The following is a 17,271-nucleotide window of genomic DNA, read 5'->3' as shown; positions in this document are numbered from 1 at the left end:
AGTCAGATCGGCAGGGAAGCACGCAGGTCGCGCGCGGCCTTGAGGATGCTGCCAGCTGTGGTCTCCGTCGGCAAGGACGCCAGAATGGCCCACATCTGGCGGGCGCGCATAAGGTCCTGATCGCTTGCCGCCTGGATGAAGCGCAGGGCCAGGACATCCGGCGTGTCGCTCACATCGGCAAGCCGGTCCCGCGCCCAGGCAGACCATTCGTCATCGCCGTCCGTGAGGGCGGCCAGCCACAGCGCCATCGTCGCCGAAAGGGACGGGCGAAGGGCCCGCAACTGGTGCCCTTCCGGGCTTTCAAAGGCAATCATCGCAAGCCCCCCAGAACATCCCTCAGAGGACGGTATCGGTTGATATGTCCCACAAGCGGTCCCATCGTGACGGGTGGCGCTTGCGGTCCCAGGTGGCCCTGCGCGACCCGGTTCGCCTCCTCCAGAAAACTGCGGCGCGCGGTCTTCACCAGATCCATCGTGGCACGGCGCACTTCGTTGCGGGTCAGCCGCCGCGCCACCATTTCCGCCACCCCCGCCGCAACGGCTTCGGGCGTAGCGTCGACAATCACGGAATTGGACGCGGACAGAAAGGCGTCTCGGCCGCCGATGGACGGAACGGTGACCAGCGGCAGGCCCGACAGCAGGCATTCCATCGAGGCGCGCATGACGCCCTCGACCTGGGACAAGGCCAGCCCCACGCGGGCGCAGGACATGACCTTTGCGATGTCTTCGTGGGTCAGTTGCAGATGGCTGCCGTCGCCCAGCAGATGGTTCACGAACTGCGCCGTAGGAAGCTGCGCGCGATAGTCGTCCAGCAGTCCGGGGTTCTCAAGCAGATCGCGCCGACCATAGACGAACAGCGGGCGGTCCAGCCGGGCTGCCAGCCGGTGGTTCTTCCAGCTGGCCAGTCGCGCGATGTAGATCGCGTCAGCCGGTTCAAGGCCCGGAGGCGGCGGGGCATCTTCGGCCCAGATCCGTTCGTCGGCAAAGATGTTCGAATTCCCAAGGATCGAGCGGATGCCGTGTGCGCGATACTTCTCCTCCTCCTTGTCTGACGCATGCAGGGCAACAAAAACCTGCCCCGGGTTGGCGCTTTCCGCCGCGGTAACCGCCTGCGCCAGCTCGCTCAGCGACCCCCGTTCCATCGTCCAGGACGGGCGCAGGAAATGCAGACCTTTCCTGTCACCGAAGATCCCGGTCGCGGTCGCCATGACAGCGGCAAGCGGTGAGGTGTTGTACTGGATCGACGTGATCGTCATCACCGGATCAACCGACAGAACCGCCGAGGTCACATGCATTTCAAGCGGGTTTTCAATCTCGGCCTGCTTGGGGCTGGCGGCCGGTCTTGCGGGCGCTGGCGATGACAGGAAGCACTCCAGCGGCGCCTCTTGCGCATAGTCCAGCAGGCCGCACCCGGCCAGGGCCGCCGCGGTCTCAAAGCCGTTGGCGATCTTCAGGCGCCAATCCGGGCTTTCATCCTGTTTGACAAGCCAGTTCTCCGGCCTTGCATGCGAAACACCCTGTGGCAGGCCCACGGCGACAAGGGCATCGGAAATGCGCGCCTTGCGCTGGTCCTGGTCGATGTCCAGATCGCGTTCATAGTTCAGGTAGCTGTAGGGAACGCCCGCAGTCCGGACGCTGCGATACATTGCCTCCAGTTGGTGGTCGTCCTGGAACATCTCCTTCAGGAAACCGAGCGTGCTGATCAAGGGGCGGGTCTCGGTCGTGTTGGCCTGCAGGTATTTGCCACTGATCCGGGCCTTTTCCGCCGAGATGAAGCGGTCGATCCTGCGACGGGACAGGAAGATCACCCTCAGGTTCGGGCGGCGCAGGATCGCGTCCAGGTGGGGAATGGAAATCTGGTGGTCGAAGATCTTGCAGGTGATCGATCGCGCGCCTGCCTCTCGCGCGCCCTTCGACAGGGCATCGAAGAACGCCACCGGGTCACTGTCCCGGGCGGCGATCAGCTCGGCGCTGTCGGCCGTCGCGCCCGGAACCGTAAGACTGGCGGCCACCCGCGCCTCGACCGCGGGATGCCACTGCAACCCCTCGATCCTGTCCTTGGCCAGGATCTCGAAGAACCCGATGTTGTCCGGCAGGTCCCGCAGGATCGAACACAAGAGGTTCGACCCGGATCGTGGCGATCCCAGAACGACTATCTCCCTGAACTCAGTCATTCTCGTCCCGTACCCTTCCACGCGTCCCAGTCCGGCGCTGTCGTCAGAAGGCCCATCCGGGTCAGTTGCCGGTCACCCCGATAGGTCCTTGTCCACAACCCGCGCCGGATGCCGTTGCCCTGCAGCCGGGCCAGCATGTCGCGGTAGAACCGCCCGCCGAGGAAATGCTCGCCCCGCTCGACAGCCTCGACAAAGCGGGCCTTGGCATCGCCCACGAACTTGTAATGAAGCAGTGCCGTTGTCACGTCGCAAGGCGGCAGGTGCGTGTGCAGATGGTTGTTTTCCAGGAAGACCACATCTGCGTCGACCCGCACCAGCGGCGACTTGGTGATCAGGAACTGCCGCCCCGTCAGCCGCCCCCGCACGCCGCCCTGCACCACCCGGTAGGGCGGCAGGACCGAGGGGAAGCTCACATACTCCCGGTCGAAATAGCGATGCCCGGCAAAGCCTTCGGTCGCCGAACCGGGGCTGGCGAAAAGGTCCAGCATGTAGGACGGGAAACAGCCCGCACCCCGCGCTTCGGCATAGGCGACCAGATCGGCCAGCTTGCGGCCTTGGCCGCTCCCCGGGAACACCAGATGCTCGTCGATGTCGACAAACAGCGCCCAGCGGCCCAGCGCGTGCTGCTGGATCAGCGGGTTGATCCAGGCCACCCCATGCGCCGAGGCGCGGAAACTGCCGGGCTGGTCGTAAAGGACCACATCGGGCGCCGCCGCCAAAGCCTCGCGGGTCCCGTCGGTCGAGCCGTTGTCGACCATGACGAACCCCTCGACCCCCAGCTTGCGGTAATGGTCCAGGAAGGGCTGCACATAGTCGATGCCATTGAAGACCAACGCAAAGACGACGACGCGCCCCTTGGGTTCGCGCCCCGGCTGCACTGGCACTGCCGCGGTCGTCTCGGCCGAGAACACCCGATACCCGCCCTGCCGCGCATGGTCGGCCCAGGCCTGCCGGACCCCGGAATGGTCGCCCTCCGCCTGACGAAAGCCCAGCTCGACCTCCCGCACCAGGCGCGAGGTGCGCAGGCCTTCCGGCAGGACCGCCAGATGCGCCTTCGCCTCCTCGGCCCGGCCACAGGCGACCAGCAGCGACAGGAACAGCCGGTGGAAATAGGGGTTGCCCTTGGCATGGGGCAGGCCGGTGCGGACCACAGCCAGCGCATCAGTCAGGTCCGACCGGCGCCGGGCCGCGTTCAGAAGATAGCTGCCGAACTGCATCTCCGGCCCGGCGTGGCCCACCCCCAGGGCGCGATAGTCCCGATAGGCCCGCAGCGCCACCCGGCGCGGGCAGGAGGGATCCGTGGTCGCAATCCCCAGGCGCAGGCGGCAGGCAGCCTCGCCCGCCTGATCGCCAAGCTTCGCCTGTTGCGCCCAGGCAGCCGCATAGTCATCCGCGTCCAGCGCCTTCAGAGCCCGCAGCTCCACCGCCTCGGGCCGCCCCTCCAGCGCCGAGGCGCAGCGGGAAAGCCAGGGCGTCACCTCGGCCAGCCGATCCAGCCGGATCGCGACATAGCGGATCAGCTGCACCACGGACGGGCTGGCCGGGACCCGCTCCAGAAAGGCCGTCCCCCGCGCCAGACAGTCGTCAAGCCGCCCCAAGGCCTCCAGCGCCGAGAGGTAGGAGGCGGCCAGTGGGGCATCGGTCACGCTTGTGATGCCGCCGGCGGCCTCGACATGGGCACAAAGCTCTGCATGCGCACTTGCCGCCTGGAACGTCTCGACCATTGCCTTTGCCAGGTCGGGGCTGTTCACCCCGTCCTTTCCGCGCGCCAGGACCAGCGCCTCGTCCACCCGGCCCGCCGCCACCAGCCCGCGCAACTGCGCCGCCTCGGCCCGCGTGGCATCATATCCCGGAGCGAAGGCGGCCAGTTCCGCCAGCCGTTCGGCCCCCGCATCGCACTGCCCCAGCAGAAAATCCGCCCGCACCAGCGCATCCAGGATGCCGGGTTTCCGACGCTCGTTCTCCGACAGGCTCGACAGCACCGCGCGCAGCGTCCGGACGATCCCGGTCTGGCCCCGAATGGTTTCGTGCAGCATCCAGCGCGCGACCAGTTCCATGTCCTTGGGATAGCGCTTCGCCGCCTCACGATCGGCCCATTGCAGCCAGTCATCGGCCCCCCCGGCCTCGGCGCGGTCGATCAGGGCCAGCAGATCGCCGTAGTCCACCGCCGCGACGCGAAGCGCCTCGCCCAGATCCGAGGCAAAGGGCGGAAGCACGTCATGCTTCCGCCCCATGTCGTTGTCGTTCTGCACCACGGCCTGCAAGGATCAGTAGACGTAGATGGACATGAACCCGTTGGGATTGCTGTCTTCCCAGACGATCCGTTCGATCCGGTTCGGCATGTTGGTGAAATTGGCCGTGCGCTGAACCACGATCTCACGCGCGATCGCGGCGTATTCGGCCGTCAGGGGCGAAGAGCCGCAGGCTTCCAGATAGGCGATGTAGATCTCGGTCTTGTCGGCCTTCTGGACATGAGCCCACAGCTTCGCACTCTGCTCGGCATACTCGGGCTTGGAACACACATCGGAAATCGTGATGCCACTGCCCTCTTGGGCCAACAGTGCCGCCGGAGCGATGGTTGCAGCCCCGAGGGACAGCAGGAACCGGCTAACAATCTTCTTCACAAGTAGTCTCCATTTACATGCGCATATTTGCGTAAAGTCCCGCAGACCTGTCGTCCGCGGCACGAGGTCCAGTTTACGCCAAAGTCGGGAAACACTGGGACCCAAATGCGGCATAACTTGGTATCTGCGAAAACAATCCTATCCTTCTGGTTGTTCTGCCTGACCCCTCCTGAACAGAGTTGCGTCTCTGGCAAAGCCTTGCACCGCATCGGTTAACGCGCGGTTTCCGGCCGATGCGCGATTTTCTGCCCCCAGGGAAAGTCCGCAAAGGAATCGTCGCCCACTCGCGTTTTTCGTGTAATGTTAATATCATTAACAAAGGACGAGGCCGAGATGGATCGCCGCCAATTCACCCTGTCGACCCTGGGCCTTGCCGCCAGCCTCGCCATCCAGCGCCCGGCGCTGGCCCAGTCCGCCGGTTACCGTGGCCCGAATGTCATTCTGGTCCGCTTCGGCGGCGGCGTCCGGCGGGCCGAGACCATCGACGAAGCCACAACCTGGGCGCCCTACCTGCGCCACACCCTTGCCCCGCGCGGCACCTTCATCCCCGACCTGCGCATCGACCGGCTGGAAGGCGTGAACACCTCCCACGCGGAAGGCACTCTCAACCTCCTTACCGGCCGCTACCTCGCCTACCGCGAACTGCCGGGCGTCGGCGACCAGCTGGAACCGACCGCACCCACGCTGTTCGAATACCTCCGCCGCGCCTTCGACATCCCCTCGCACCAGGTCCTCCTCGTCAACGGTGAGGACCGCCCGCAGGAGGAGTTCTTCACCTTCGGCGCGGGCGACCATTTCGGCGTCGAATACCGGTCCGAGATGCTGTCGCTGCATCGCTACAAGCTCTACCGCACCGCCATGCAACTGGCTGAGGGCCGCCTGCCCGAGGATGAGTTGCGGAAGGTCCAGGAAGAACGCCAGACGCTTCTGACCAAGGACCCGCGCGGCGCAACGCCCGACCCCTCGCCGCAGGTCACCGCTTTCTGGGAACGCTGGCGGCAGGACTTCGGCGACACTGGCTTCAAGAACCCGCGCGGCGACCGGCTGCTGACAGAACTCTCGGTCCGCGCGATGGCCGAACTGCAACCCCGTTTCCTGATGGTGAACTACCAGGACCCGGACTACGTCCACTGGGGCAACCCCAGCCATTACACCCGCGCCATCGCAATCATCGACGAAGGCCTGCAACGCCTGGTCAGCGCCGCCGACGCCAATCCCTTCTACCGCGACAACACGATCTTCGTCATCACCCCCGACTGCGGCCGCGACGCGAACCCCTTGGCCGAGGTGCCGTTCCAGCACCACTTCAACTCCCGTTCGGCGCATGAGACCTGGGCGGTCATCTTCGGCCCCGGCATCGGCAAGGGCGTGATCGACCGACCTGTCGACCAGTCCGCCATCGCCCCCACTATCGCCGCCGCCATGGGCTTCAGCGCGGATCGCGCCGAGGGTGACGCACTCGACGGGCTGTTCCTGTGACAGCCCGCGCCCACTCCCACTTGCGGCTGCTTCCACCCGGCGCCCCCTCTCCCGCTTTCAACGAGAGCGCCAGGGAGGGGGTGAGGGGACCAGCGCACCGCTTCACCATCCCATTCCCCCCTCTGGCCACCCCAAATCCGATAGCGCCCGCCCGTCGCACACCCAGCCAAGCCCCAGGGAAGCCGACCCCATGACCACCCTTGCCCCCGTCGCCTATGGCCCCGGTCGCCTCGCCCGCCTTGGCCGGTTCATTGCCAATCTTGCCGCCGGCACCCTCCTCTGTACCGGCCCTGTCACCGCGGTGATCGCCTTCGGCTGGCTGACCCGCAGGCAAGGCCATCTCGCCCGCACCCGCTTTGGCAGCGCCGAGGAACCCCCCGGCTGGCTCCTTGGCCCGCGCGAACGGGGGCGCACCGCACGCGCCCTTGGCGGCCTTGCCGCCAACATCCGCACCGGGCTGATCGCCCTCACCGCCCTGCTCGCCTGGACCCTGCCCTTCACCCTCCTTTGGCTCGGCGCCTGGTGGGCCGGATGGGAGAACTCGTTCAACAAGGGCTACGAACAGGCCCTCGTCGGCCCCGCCGTCTTCCTGACCGGCGCCTTCCTCGCTGCGCTGATCCTGCCCGCCCTGCCCCTGATGCTAGCCCATCTCGCCACCGCGGACCGCCTCTCTGCCGCGTTCGAGCTGCGCCGCATCCGATCCCTCGTCGCCCAGGCCGGTTGGCGCATCCCCGCGCTGATGACCCTGACCACGCTTGCCGCCCTGCCCTTCGCCGCCGCCCGCGGCCTGATCACCACCGCTACCGACTGGGCCCCCGGGATCGAGGACCTGACCGCAGAGGACCTCGCCGCGCTGCAAGGACAGATCACCCTCGCCCTCGCAGCCCTGGCCTTCCTGGCGGCCTGGGTCCTTCGCGCAGTTTCCGCCCGGATCTACGCCACCGCCGCCCCGCGCGCGGCGGGCCTGAAGCCGGGCCTCTGGGACGGCTCTCAGGCCGCCGAGGCCGCCTGCCCGGCCCGCGCCCGGTCCCGCCTGATGACGGCGGTCTGGTACGGGCTGGCCATGGCGATCACCCTGGCGCTGTCATTCCTGATCCTCGCCGGGCAGTTCCTCGACCACGCCTGGTGGCGCTGGCTTTTCCACCCCGCGCTGACCCTGCCCTGGGCGGGCTAAGGCCCACCGCCTCCCACTTGCGCCCCCTCCCAGACAGGCGGAGGGCCGCGGAGGGTGTCTCACCCCGGGAGCGTCACGATCAACGCCCCACGCTCGGTCGCGACCACAGTATGCTCGTACTGCACCGCCAGCGCCCGCGGCGCGGCCAGAAGCGTCCAGTCATCCCGGCCCGAGACGGCAAACTGCCCGCCCAGCGACAGGAACGGCTCCACCGTCAACACCAGGCCCCGATGGATCTTGCGCCTGTCCCGGTTCGGCCAGGTCGCGATTTCCTCGGGATACTCGTGCAACGCCCGACCCACCCCATGGCTCGCCAGATTGCGGATCAGCGAATAGCCGCGCTTGGCTGCAAAGCGCCCGATGGCGTTGCCGATACCCGCCAAGGGCCGACCATGCCCGACCTCGGCAATCCCGACCTGCATCGCGCGCCGCCCATCGCGGCACAGCCGGGTGATGTCGGGCCGCACCGGACCCAGCGGGAAGCTCGCCCCGGTGTCGGCAAAGAACCCGTCCTTCACCGCCGAGACGTCGATGTTGACCAGATCGCCCGCAACCAGCACCCGATCCCCCGGGATGCCATGCGCGATCTCCTCCCCCACGCTGATGCAGGTCGCGCCCGGAAAACCATAGGTCAGTTCCGGCGCGGACTGCGCTCCCGCTTCCTCCAGACACCTCCGCCCGATCCCGTCCAGCTCCCGCGTCGTCATGCCCGGCTCCATCGCCCGCGCCATGACCTGCAAGGTGTTGGCGACGATCCGGCCGACGGCCTTCAGCCCGTCAAGTTCGTCCTGATTGGTGATGGTCATGCGCCCTCGCTTTGCCCGCCCGTTTAGCACATCAGCTCACCCTTCCCCATCCCCCTTGCATGGCCCCATCCGGGATGCGACACCCTGTGCGCGAACCCCGGGGTCCTGAATGTCCTTCTCCACCCATTTCACGCACGCCATCACACGGGCGCCAGCGGCCTCGATCACCCGGGGCCTGCGCGCAGTCGACACCGGCTCGCCGGACCTTGGTGTGATGCAAGCCCACCACGCGGCCTACATCGCAACCTTGCGCGAAACCGGCGCGACGGTCGTGGAACTGCCCGCCCTCGACGCCTACCCCGACTCGGTCTTCGTCGAGGATACCGCCCTCTGCCTGCCACAGGGTGCCGTCATCATGCGCCCCGGCGCGCCCTCCCGCCTGGGCGAGGCCGCCGAGATGGACCCGCACCTCAAGGCGATCTACTCCGACGTCGTCGCCATCACAGGTGACGGCAGCTTCATCGAAGGCGGCGATATCCTTGTCACCGAACGCGAGATCCTCGTCGGCCGCTCCGCACGCACCAATGCTGCCGGGATCGCCGAACTCACCCGCCTCGTCGCCCCGTGGGGCCACACTGTCCGCGAGGTGCACACGCCCCCCGGAGTCCTGCATTTCAAGACCGACTGCTCGCTTCTGGACGCGGACACGATCCTCTCCACCAAACGCCTCTCCGCCTCCGGCTGCTTCACCGGCTACAGGATCATCGACGTCCCCGACGGCGAGGAAGCCGCCGCCAACACCATCCGCTTTAACGATCTGGTCCTGATGCCCGCGGGCTTCCCCCGCACTCGCGACGCCATCGCCGCGGCAGGCTTCACCGTCCGTGAGATCGGCAATTCCGAATGCGCGAAGCTTGACGGTGGCATGTCCTGCCTCTCCCTGCGCTTCACCCCCCGATGACCTTCAACATCCTCGCCATCGCGCAATCCGGTCGGCTGGAACACGAGGCGATCCTGCTGGCCGCCTCGCTCCGCCACTCCGATCCCGTCTTCCCCGGCACGCTCTATATCGCCGAACCGCAACCGGGGCCGAAATGGCAGGGCGATCCGCGCATCTCGGACCGGACGCGCAAGACGCTCACCACTCTTGGCGCGCAGATCCTGCCCTTCGAGGCCCGCGCCTTCGGCTCCGACTATCCCCACGGCAACAAGATCGAGGCGCTGGCCGCCCTGCCCGATGCCCCTTTCCTTTTCGTTGACACCGATACCCTGATAACCGGCCCCCTGTCGCAGGTGCCGTTCGACTTCTCGAAGCCCTCCGCCTCGATGAAACGGGAAAACACCTGGCCCAAGGTCGAGCTTTACGGCCCCACCCTGACCGAGACCTGGGCCGCGCTCTATGACCGCTTCGGCCTCGATTTCGCGTCCAGCTGGGACACCACCCACCCGCAGGACTACTGGCAGCGCTACCTCTACTTCAACGCGGGCTGGTTCTTCCATGAAAGCCCCAAGACCTTCGGCAACCGCTTCCTCGCCTGGGCCAAGAACATCCGCGACAACCCGCCCGAAGCGCTGGTCTGCCAGGAGCTTTACCCCTGGCTCGACCAGATCACCCTGCCCCTGGTCATACATTCCCTTGGCGGCGGGCGCCCGGGACCCGAACTTGCGGCGCTGGACGGCAGCGCCACCTGCCACTACCGCACCCTGCCGCTTCTCTACGCCCGCGAAAGCGACCGGGCGGTGGAGGTGCTGGAGACGCTGGCCGACGACCTCCGCCCCGTCCTGCGCCACTGGGGCGCCTTCAAGCGCATGTTGATCCAGGGCGAGGGTGCCAAGGCCCGCGCTCTCTTCGACCGGACGAACCTGCCCCGCCGCGAACAGATGATCCGCAACACCCTGAAACGTGAAGGGTTATGGGTGCGTTAGGTCGGGCTTCAAACCGACCCCGCCCTCACATCTCCAGCGTTACCACCGGCCACAGCGACAGCACCAGAAGTCCCGCCATCGTCCAGTTGAACGCCCGCAGGCGCCCCGGCGCGTCCAGCCAGCGCCGCACCGCCTGCCCGGCCCCGGCCCAGACCGACACCGAGGGCAGGTTCACGCAGGCGAAGGCCCCGGCGACCGCGGCATAGGCCCAGACCGACGGCTCGGTCACATAGGCCGCGACCGCCCCCAATGCCATCGCCCAGGCCTTCGGGTTCACCCACTGGAACGCCGCCGCCTGCAGGAAGGTCATCGGCTTTGTCTTAGCCCGCCCCTCACCCGGCGCGCCCGCCTGGGCGATCTTCCAGGCAAGCCACAGCATGTAGGCGACCGACGCCGCCTTCAGAGCCAGCAACGCCGGGGGCCAGGCCTTGAACACCCCCGCCAATCCCAGCCCCACCAGAAACACCATCAGCGCATGCCCGACGCTGATCCCCAGCATATGCGGCACCGTCCGGCGAAAGCCGAAATTCACGCCACTGGCCAGAAGCATCATGTTGTTCGGCCCCGGCGTGACCGAGGTGACGAAGGCAAAGCCCAGCAGGGCAAGGAAAAGATCATATGTCATGGCGCAATCCTGCAGCGCCCCATGAGACAAAGGATTGCAAAGATGCCGCATTGCAAGCACAATTCACAACAAATGACCAAGCTTGACGACATCGACCATCGTATATTGCAACAGCTGACCCGCGACGCGCGCCAGCCCAACCTCGCCTTGGCCGACCGCGTCGGCCTCTCGCCCTCGGCCTGCCTCCGCCGGGTGCAGGCGCTGGAAAAGGCGGGGATCATCAAGTCCTACCGCGCCGTCCTTGACCCGGCGAAGCTGGGGATCGGCTTCGTGGCCTATGTCACAGTGGGCCTCGGCACCCACACCAAGGCCGCGCAAGAGGCGTTTGAGCGTGCCGTCGCCCGCGCGCCCGAGGTTCGGGAATGCCACAACATCACCGGCACCGTCGAATATCTCCTCCGCGTCGAATGCGCCGACCTCGCCGCCTTCAAGCACTGGCATACCGAGGTGCTGGGCACCCTGCCCCAGGTCCGCGCCATCACCACCTTCGTCGTGATGGGCAGCCCCAAGGACGACCGCGCCTAGGCCAGCAACCGGTCCAGCCCCTCCGCGGTGGCAAAATCCACTTCGGACAATCCGCCGATCTCGTGCGTCGTGTAGGTCACGCGCGCATAACCCCAGCCGAAGGCAATGTCGGGGTGGTGCCCGGACTTCTCGGCATACCACGCGCAGAGGTTCGCCAGTTGCACGGGCTTGGCGAACCCCTTGAAGGCGAAACTCCGGGTGATGCAGGTGGCGGCGGGGTCAAGGACCCAATCTGAGTGCAGCCCCCCCATCCGGGCGCGGCAATCGTCGGGGACCAGCCGGGGCGTGGCTTCGGAACAGGGCAGGCATACGGCGGTCATCAGGCGCTCTCCAGCTTTGCAGGGAATTTCGGGGCGTGCAGTCCCAATCGCCGCGCCGTCGCCACATCCGCCAGCAGGTCCCGTTCGGCGGCGGCGAACAGGTCGTCCAGCCGATCGATCACGAAATAGACCGGCTGGTGGATGTCGATCCGGTAGGGCGTCCGCAGGATGTCGATCACGTCAAAGGGTCGCAACTCTGGCCCCTCGCTCACCGCCCACAAAAGCTCGGACGGCGAGGACGCCAGCCCCGAGCCCAAGGTCTTCGTGACGCCGCCCTCAATCGTCAGACCGAACTCGATCGAAAACCAGTACAGCCGGATCAGCCAGGCGTAATCCTCTTTCCCGGCCCGCAACCCCGCTTCGCCGATGGCCTGCGAGAAGTTCGCGAAGCAGGGGTCGGTCAGCAGCGGCGTATGCCCGAAGATTTCGTGAAAGATGTCCGGCTCCTCGATGTAATCGAAGTCCTGACGGCTGCGGATGAAGCTCGCCGCCGGGAAGGTCCGCTCGGCCAGCATCCGGAAGAACCGCCCGAATGAGATCAGCGCCGGGACCGGCACCACCTGCCACCCTGTCAACGCGCGCAAGCTCTCCGACAAGTCCGGGCATTGCGGCACCCGCGTCCGCGGCATGTCCAGCAAGTCCAGCCCCTTCAGGTAGGGTGCCGCCGCATGGGCCGCCACCATCGGCCATTGCCGCGCGACAAGGTCCGCCCAGACCGCATCCTCTTCGGCCGTATAGTCGATCCGCCCCACGGCATCGGACTCTTTCGCAAGATAGCTCGTCGGCATCGCGGCTACTCCCTGCCATAGCTGGCCAATCTTTGCCCCGCCACACCGAAATCAGGTTTCTTTCTTGACACTTATAGTGCATACTTATGGTAAACTTTACTCCAAAAGCGCCAAACCATGCAAAATTATGCCCTGGACGATACTGACCGCCGCCTCCTCGCCGCCCTCCAGCGCGACAGCACCCTGTCGATCCAGGCCCTAGCCGAAATCGCGCAGATGTCCACTTCCCCCTGTTGGCGCCGCATCAAGGCCCTGCGCGAGGCCGGGGTGATCCGGGGCGAGGTCGCCCTCGTCGACCGCCGCAAGGTCGGGATGTCCACCCTCGCCTACATCCACCTGTCGCTGGTGGACCACTCCGAACCCACCATCCGCCGCTTCGAGGATTTCGCCCAGCGGCACGACCGCGTGGTCGAATGTGCCACGATCACCGGGGCCGACGACTACGTCATCAAGGTCATGGCCCAGGACCCCGAAGACCTAGAACGCTTCCTGATGCGCGACCTTCTCTCCCTCGGCCTCGTCCGCGCCTCGACCACCCATTTCGTCCTGCGCCAGACCAAGTATTCGACCGCCGTGCCGCTGGATTGACAAGCGGCCGAAACCCGGCACCGTAGACCCAAAAGGGGGACCACGATGACCGTCTGCTTCACCACTGACCGGATGCTGCATTTCGGCGATTGCGACATCTCGGGGACCGCCTATTACCCGGCCTACCTCAACATCCTGAATGGCGTGGTCGAGGAGTTCTGGGCCCATATCGGCTGGCCCTGGCATGAGATCATCTGGAACGAACGCTGGGGCACCCCGACCGTGCATCTGTCCTGCGACTTCTCGAAACCCTCGTTCTTCGGCGACAAGCTGACCTTCCGGCTGTCGATCCTGAAGGTCGGCAAATCCTCGGTCCGGCTCCACCACACCATCCACTGCGGCGACGAACACCGCTGGTCGGTGGAACAGGTCCTCGCGGCCTCCTGGCTCGACAAGCACACCTCGATGCCCTGGCCCGATGCCGTGAAAGCCAAGCTTGAAAGCCTGATGGCCCCGCCCGAACCCGCCGACCGCCGCGCCGTGGGGGCGCCGACCTAACTGCTCACCGTGTGCTCGGCATTGCCCAGAAGCAGGCTCTTGCCGGAATAGATGTCTCCCGCCATCTGCAGGGCCAGCCGCTCGGCATCCCGTTTCCGCACGCTTTCGGCAATCTCCTCAACCTCGTCACGATCGACCCCCAGCACCTCCAGCACCTCGGACCCAAGCGCCAGCGCCGAATGGAACAGCTCGCGCATGTGGTGATCGACGCCCAGCTTGACCAGTTCCAGCAAATGCGCCCGGTCGAAGGCCCGCGCCAGGATGACCGCGTTCGGAAACTCGTCCCGGACAAGATGCGCGATCCGCGTCGTGACCTCGGGCTTTTCCGTTGCGATCACCACCGCCCGCGCCGTCCCCGCCCCGGCGGCCTTCAGGATATCCAGCCGCGTGCCGTCACCGAACCAGACCTTGAAGCCGAAGGTTTCCGCCGCGCGGATCATCTCGGGATCGTCGTCGATGATGGTGATTGAACATTTCCGCGCCAGAAGCGGCTGGCTGGCAATCTGCCCAAAGCGGCCGAAGCCGATGATCAGCACGCTGGCGCTCTGCCCATCCGGCGCCTCCATCCCTTCCGTCGACACCGCAGACGCCGGCCTGAACCGGTCATGCAGGATCACCATCAGCGGCGTCATCACCATCGAGATGATGATGATCGCGTTCAGGATCGCGTTCTCCTCAAGCGACAGCAGCCCGACCGCCAGCGCGGCGGAATACAGGACAAAGGCGAACTCGCCGCCCTGCGCCATCAGCACCGTGCGTTCCAGCGCCTCGGCGTGATCGGCCCTGTTCAGCCGCGCCACGCCGTAGATGATCGCCGACTTCAGCACCATCAGCGCCAGCACGCTGACCGCGACCAGCCCCCAGTTCGCGGCAATGACCGACAGGTCCAGAGCCATCCCGACCGCAAGGAAGAACAGCCCCAACAGGATCCCCCGGAACGGCTCGACATCCGCCTCCAGCTGGTGACGAAAGCTTGATTCCGACAGCAGCACACCCGCAAGGAAGGCCCCCATCGCCAGCGACAGGCCCCCAAGCTGCATCCACAAGGCACTGCCCAACACCACCAGCAGCGCCGCCGCCGTCATCACCTCTCGCGCGCGGGACGCCGCCAGAAGGCGGAACATCGGGTTCAAAAGATAGATCCCCGCCACGACCAGCGCCGCGATGGCCCCCAGCCCGATCCCGACGCCGATCAGCCGGTCCATCAGGGTCACCTCCTCGCCCCCAGGTGCCAGGAACGCAACCAGCGCCAACAAGGGCACGATGGCCAGATCCTCCAGAAGCAGGATCGACACCATCCGCTGCCCCTTCGGAGTGGAGATATCGTTCCGCTCCTGCAGCATCTGCATCACGATGGCAGTCGAGGTCAGCGTGAACCCCGCCCCGGCGATCAGCGATCCCGCATAGGGATAGCCCAGCGCCACCCCGACCAGCCCCAGGATCGCGACGCACAGCAGCACCTGGATCAGCCCGAGACCAAGAATGTCCCGCCGCATCGCCCAAAGCTTCGACGGCTCCATCTCCAGCCCGATGATGAACAGGAACATTACCACGCCCAGCTCGGCCACATGCAGGATCGCCATCGGATCGGAAAAGAGACCCAACCCGAACGGCCCGATCGCCAGCCCCGCCGCCAGATATCCCAGCACCGATCCCAGCCCGATCCGCTTGAACACCGGCACCGCGACAACCGCCGCGCCCAGCAGCGTGACCACCGAGACCAGATCAACTCCCGCGGATTCCGTTGCCATGCTGTGCTCCCTTGTCAGTAGGCCAGATTTGGCCGGGAAGCCGAGAATGGCAATGGGGATCGCTCCCTCACGATCTCGGAAGAGCGGATGGACCCCTTACAGTCGTATATCCCTTTGCGCCAGGATTTCGATGATTTCGCCCGCCCCTTCGGCCATGACCCGCCCGACATGCTCAGGGCGAAGCAAGGTGTCGAATGTGGTCAGTTTCTCGAAACCAAGCCCCGACAGCTGCGTCAGGGTTGCCAGACCAACCTGATAAAGCCGGAACGGATCCAATTCCAGCCGCTCTATGTCATGCATCAGATTGCTTTGCGACAACAAGAACGCCGCGCAGCGCAATTCCTCGTCGGCAGCTGCCCGATAAGCGATTAGCTTCCAGAACGATTGCGGCACCTTCACGCCGCGATAGGACATATCCTCGTCACTGAAGATTGGCCCGGCCATCACCGAGATCCGGATCTTCAGAACATCCGTCTGGTTGAATACCAGGTCTTCCAGCTTTCCCCAGAGACCACCTTGCTTGGATTGGTTAAACCCCTGATGCTGGGGAACAATATTTGGAAAGTAGAACGAATCCTTGTTTGCCACCTGGGCTTCTTCGAGCGTTCCCCAACACAAATCCGCTCGGCGGGCAAGATGACCTCGGTCCAGCTTGTTGTCCCAGTAAAGACTTTCCCCGGTCTGGTACTTTGCATCGATCCGCGGGTCGAGAGCGAAGCCCCTGCGCGGAAGCTTCACCATTCGGGCGCCATCCACATTCCAGGAAACGTAGCGCGCCATCTTCTTTTCTTGGCTCAGGCAGACCGAGAAATGCGCGTAGGGAATCGTCTGCCGACGCCCAAAATTCAGCGCATCCCGCTTGAGCGACGTGGACAATTCAGGTTCCGGAACCGGCAGCCCCAAAAACTCCGGATCGTAACCAGAGCGAAAGTCCGCAGGCTCGGATTTGGCCACACCGGGCGCTTGGACCGCAGGGCTTTCGAGGACAAAATCGAGCTTCTTCTGGACGGAGAGAGCGTAGCAGGCTAGCGCATGCTCATCGTCAGTCGATCCGGACTCGCCGGCAAAATGCAGCCCGGCAAAGATGTCCGTCGGCTTGCCAGCCTTGCTGATCAGCCAGGCTGAGCCGGAATCGCCTCCTTTGCTGACTTCGCCATCAACTGGCGGGTTCTTCGGATCGACACCGATCTCGAAGCCGCCAATGGCCACTTTCCCGGCTGGAAGATCGTAGTCGAGCTTGGCCATCACATCGACCCGGCGCACAATGCCATGGGTCAGGCCGGTCGTCCGCCCCGACTTGATCACCCGGTCTCCTAAGGCAACGTTTGCCATTTTGCTTGGCACGACATCCAGTTCGAAAACCTCCCGCTTCCAGTCGCGCAATTCGATCTTCGCCAGGGCACAGTCGCCTGCCGCACCAAGATGGCTGCGCAGCAGCGAGCCCGCGCGATTTCCGGAAGTGTTGTTGTCGTCGAATGGCCCCGGTTGCACGATCTGGTCGCCAATAGTGCCCCGGTTACCGTGCAGAACATGCCAGTTCGACAGGATACAGGGCAGACCCGTCGCCCGATCGAAGACGACAAGGCCCAGAGTGCCCGCCGTCTCGGTTGTGATCGCAACACTGATGCCCGGCTGGATCGGGTCCCTCCGCTGGCGGCGCGCGTCAAGCTGCTCTGGCGCCACAAGCTCGTAGGACGGTCTGTAGCGCCGCGCGATCACGTCAGTCAGAACCGCGTGGCCGTCAACCTCGATGCTTTCGGGAATGCGTTCGCTGCCCAAGGCCTCAATGGCGGACTCGCCTTTTTCCCCGACAGTAAACTGGATGCAGACGGGCCCGTTGCCGTTCTTCAATCCGATGCCAATTGACGTGATGTTGGGGTCCTTCAGGTACTCTGCACCTTTTGCCCGAATGAAACTGCGCAGTGCGGCCTCACTTGGCCCATCGTTTGGCGCTGCCTCTTTGTTGCGGCCCTTCCTTCGCGCTTTGCCTTTTGGTTCCACTTCGGGAGTTGGGGATTTTGGTCCTGTCGCCACGAAATTCCCTCCTGAAAATA

General features: G+C 65.4%; 17 protein-coding genes. 7 read left to right on the top strand and 10 right to left on the bottom strand.

All coding sequences use genetic code 11. The annotated features are described in order from the left end of the window. Positions 1–2: 2 nt before the first annotated feature. The 4 genes from E8M84_RS08430 to E8M84_RS08415 are packed head-to-tail and all read right to left on the bottom strand — an operon-like array spanning position 3 to position 4,797. Positions 3–314, bottom strand: coding sequence for a hypothetical protein (locus tag E8M84_RS08430; protein WP_137110671.1), 312 nt, complete (start codon positions 312–314; stop codon positions 3–5). Then, entirely contained in the window at positions 311–2,173 is a 1,863-nt protein-coding gene (locus tag E8M84_RS08425; RefSeq protein ID WP_137110670.1) for a hypothetical protein, read from the bottom strand. Before E8M84_RS08425 ends, E8M84_RS08430 begins: the two co-directional genes overlap by 4 nt. Further along, the gene (locus tag E8M84_RS08420; RefSeq protein WP_137110669.1) at positions 2,170–4,425 is read right to left on the bottom strand and encodes a glycosyltransferase family 2 protein; all 2,256 of its coding nucleotides are present in this window, start codon (positions 4,423–4,425) and stop codon (positions 2,170–2,172) included. Before E8M84_RS08420 ends, E8M84_RS08425 begins: the two co-directional genes overlap by 4 nt. Before the next feature lie 15 nt (positions 4,426–4,440). Further along, positions 4,441–4,797: a hypothetical protein gene (locus tag E8M84_RS08415; RefSeq protein ID WP_137110668.1), complete on the bottom strand. Its 357-nt coding sequence runs from the start codon at positions 4,795–4,797 to the stop codon at positions 4,441–4,443. A 333-nt stretch (positions 4,798–5,130) separates the two neighbouring features. On the opposite strand from E8M84_RS08415, the gene E8M84_RS08410 reads away from it, so the two are divergent. After that, positions 5,131–6,276 carry a hypothetical protein gene (locus E8M84_RS08410; protein ID WP_137110667.1) on the top strand — a complete coding sequence of 382 codons (1,146 nt, stop codon included), beginning with the start codon at positions 5,131–5,133 and terminating at the stop codon, positions 6,274–6,276. 190 nt (positions 6,277–6,466) lie between these two features. Then, positions 6,467–7,450 carry a hypothetical protein gene (locus E8M84_RS08405; RefSeq protein WP_137110666.1) on the top strand — a complete coding sequence of 328 codons (984 nt, stop codon included), beginning with the start codon at positions 6,467–6,469 and terminating at the stop codon, positions 7,448–7,450. Between the two features lie 59 nt (positions 7,451–7,509). Here E8M84_RS08405 and map read toward each other — a convergent pair whose 3' ends face one another. Beyond that, entirely contained in the window at positions 7,510–8,256 is a 747-nt protein-coding gene (map, locus tag E8M84_RS08400) for a type I methionyl aminopeptidase (RefSeq protein WP_137110665.1), read from the bottom strand. Positions 8,257–8,365: 109 nt separating this feature from the next. Between map and E8M84_RS08395 the strand changes: the two genes are divergently transcribed. Together E8M84_RS08395 and E8M84_RS08390 are read left to right on the top strand one after the other, a co-directional pair. After that, positions 8,366–9,157: a dimethylarginine dimethylaminohydrolase family protein gene (locus E8M84_RS08395; RefSeq protein WP_137110664.1), complete on the top strand. Its 792-nt coding sequence runs from the start codon at positions 8,366–8,368 to the stop codon at positions 9,155–9,157. Next, positions 9,154–10,122: a hypothetical protein gene (locus tag E8M84_RS08390; protein ID WP_137110663.1), complete on the top strand. Its 969-nt coding sequence runs from the start codon at positions 9,154–9,156 to the stop codon at positions 10,120–10,122. The genes E8M84_RS08395 and E8M84_RS08390 overlap by 4 nt, the downstream gene beginning before the upstream one ends. A gap of 25 nt (positions 10,123–10,147) precedes the next feature. Here E8M84_RS08390 and E8M84_RS08385 read toward each other — a convergent pair whose 3' ends face one another. Then, positions 10,148–10,747 (bottom strand): LysE family translocator, encoded by a 600-nt coding sequence (locus E8M84_RS08385; protein WP_137110662.1) that lies wholly within the window; start codon positions 10,745–10,747, stop codon positions 10,148–10,150. 72 nt (positions 10,748–10,819) lie between these two features. Here E8M84_RS08385 and E8M84_RS08380 point away from each other — a divergent pair, with 72 nt between their 5' ends. After that, the gene (locus E8M84_RS08380; protein WP_137110661.1) at positions 10,820–11,272 is read left to right on the top strand and encodes an Lrp/AsnC family transcriptional regulator; all 453 of its coding nucleotides are present in this window, start codon (positions 10,820–10,822) and stop codon (positions 11,270–11,272) included. On the opposite strand, the gene E8M84_RS08375 is transcribed toward E8M84_RS08380, so the two are convergent. Together E8M84_RS08375 and phhA are read right to left on the bottom strand one after the other, a co-directional pair. Beyond that, positions 11,269–11,592: a 4a-hydroxytetrahydrobiopterin dehydratase gene (locus E8M84_RS08375; protein ID WP_137110660.1), complete on the bottom strand. Its 324-nt coding sequence runs from the start codon at positions 11,590–11,592 to the stop codon at positions 11,269–11,271. The genes E8M84_RS08380 and E8M84_RS08375 overlap by 4 nt on opposite strands. Further along, complete coding sequence (phhA, locus tag E8M84_RS08370; protein ID WP_137110659.1) at positions 11,592–12,380, bottom strand: phenylalanine 4-monooxygenase; 789 nt, start codon at positions 12,378–12,380, stop codon at positions 11,592–11,594. The genes E8M84_RS08375 and phhA overlap by 1 nt, the downstream gene beginning before the upstream one ends. Positions 12,381–12,497: 117 nt before the next feature. Here phhA and E8M84_RS08365 point away from each other — a divergent pair, with 117 nt between their 5' ends. Then, entirely contained in the window at positions 12,498–12,968 is a 471-nt protein-coding gene (locus tag E8M84_RS08365) for an Lrp/AsnC family transcriptional regulator (protein WP_137110658.1), read from the top strand. Positions 12,969–13,013: 45 nt separating this feature from the next. Then, positions 13,014–13,466, top strand: coding sequence for a thioesterase family protein (locus E8M84_RS08360; protein ID WP_137110657.1), 453 nt, complete (start codon positions 13,014–13,016; stop codon positions 13,464–13,466). On the opposite strand, the gene E8M84_RS08355 is transcribed toward E8M84_RS08360, so the two are convergent. Next, positions 13,463–15,217 (bottom strand): monovalent cation:proton antiporter-2 (CPA2) family protein, encoded by a 1,755-nt coding sequence (locus tag E8M84_RS08355; RefSeq protein WP_137110656.1) that lies wholly within the window; start codon positions 15,215–15,217, stop codon positions 13,463–13,465. The two genes, E8M84_RS08360 and E8M84_RS08355, sit on opposite strands and share 4 nt — an antisense overlap. A gap of 96 nt (positions 15,218–15,313) precedes the next feature. Then, entirely contained in the window at positions 15,314–17,251 is a 1,938-nt protein-coding gene (locus E8M84_RS08350; protein WP_137110655.1) for a DNA/RNA non-specific endonuclease, read from the bottom strand. Positions 17,252–17,271: the final 20 nt, after the last annotated feature.

Source organism: Rhodobacter sp. SY28-1 (assembly GCF_005222785.1).
Lineage (GTDB): Bacteria > Pseudomonadota > Alphaproteobacteria > Rhodobacterales > Rhodobacteraceae > Tabrizicola.
Note: the sequence above shows the minus strand (reverse complement) of the source record. Positions and strands in the feature narration are given on the sequence as shown.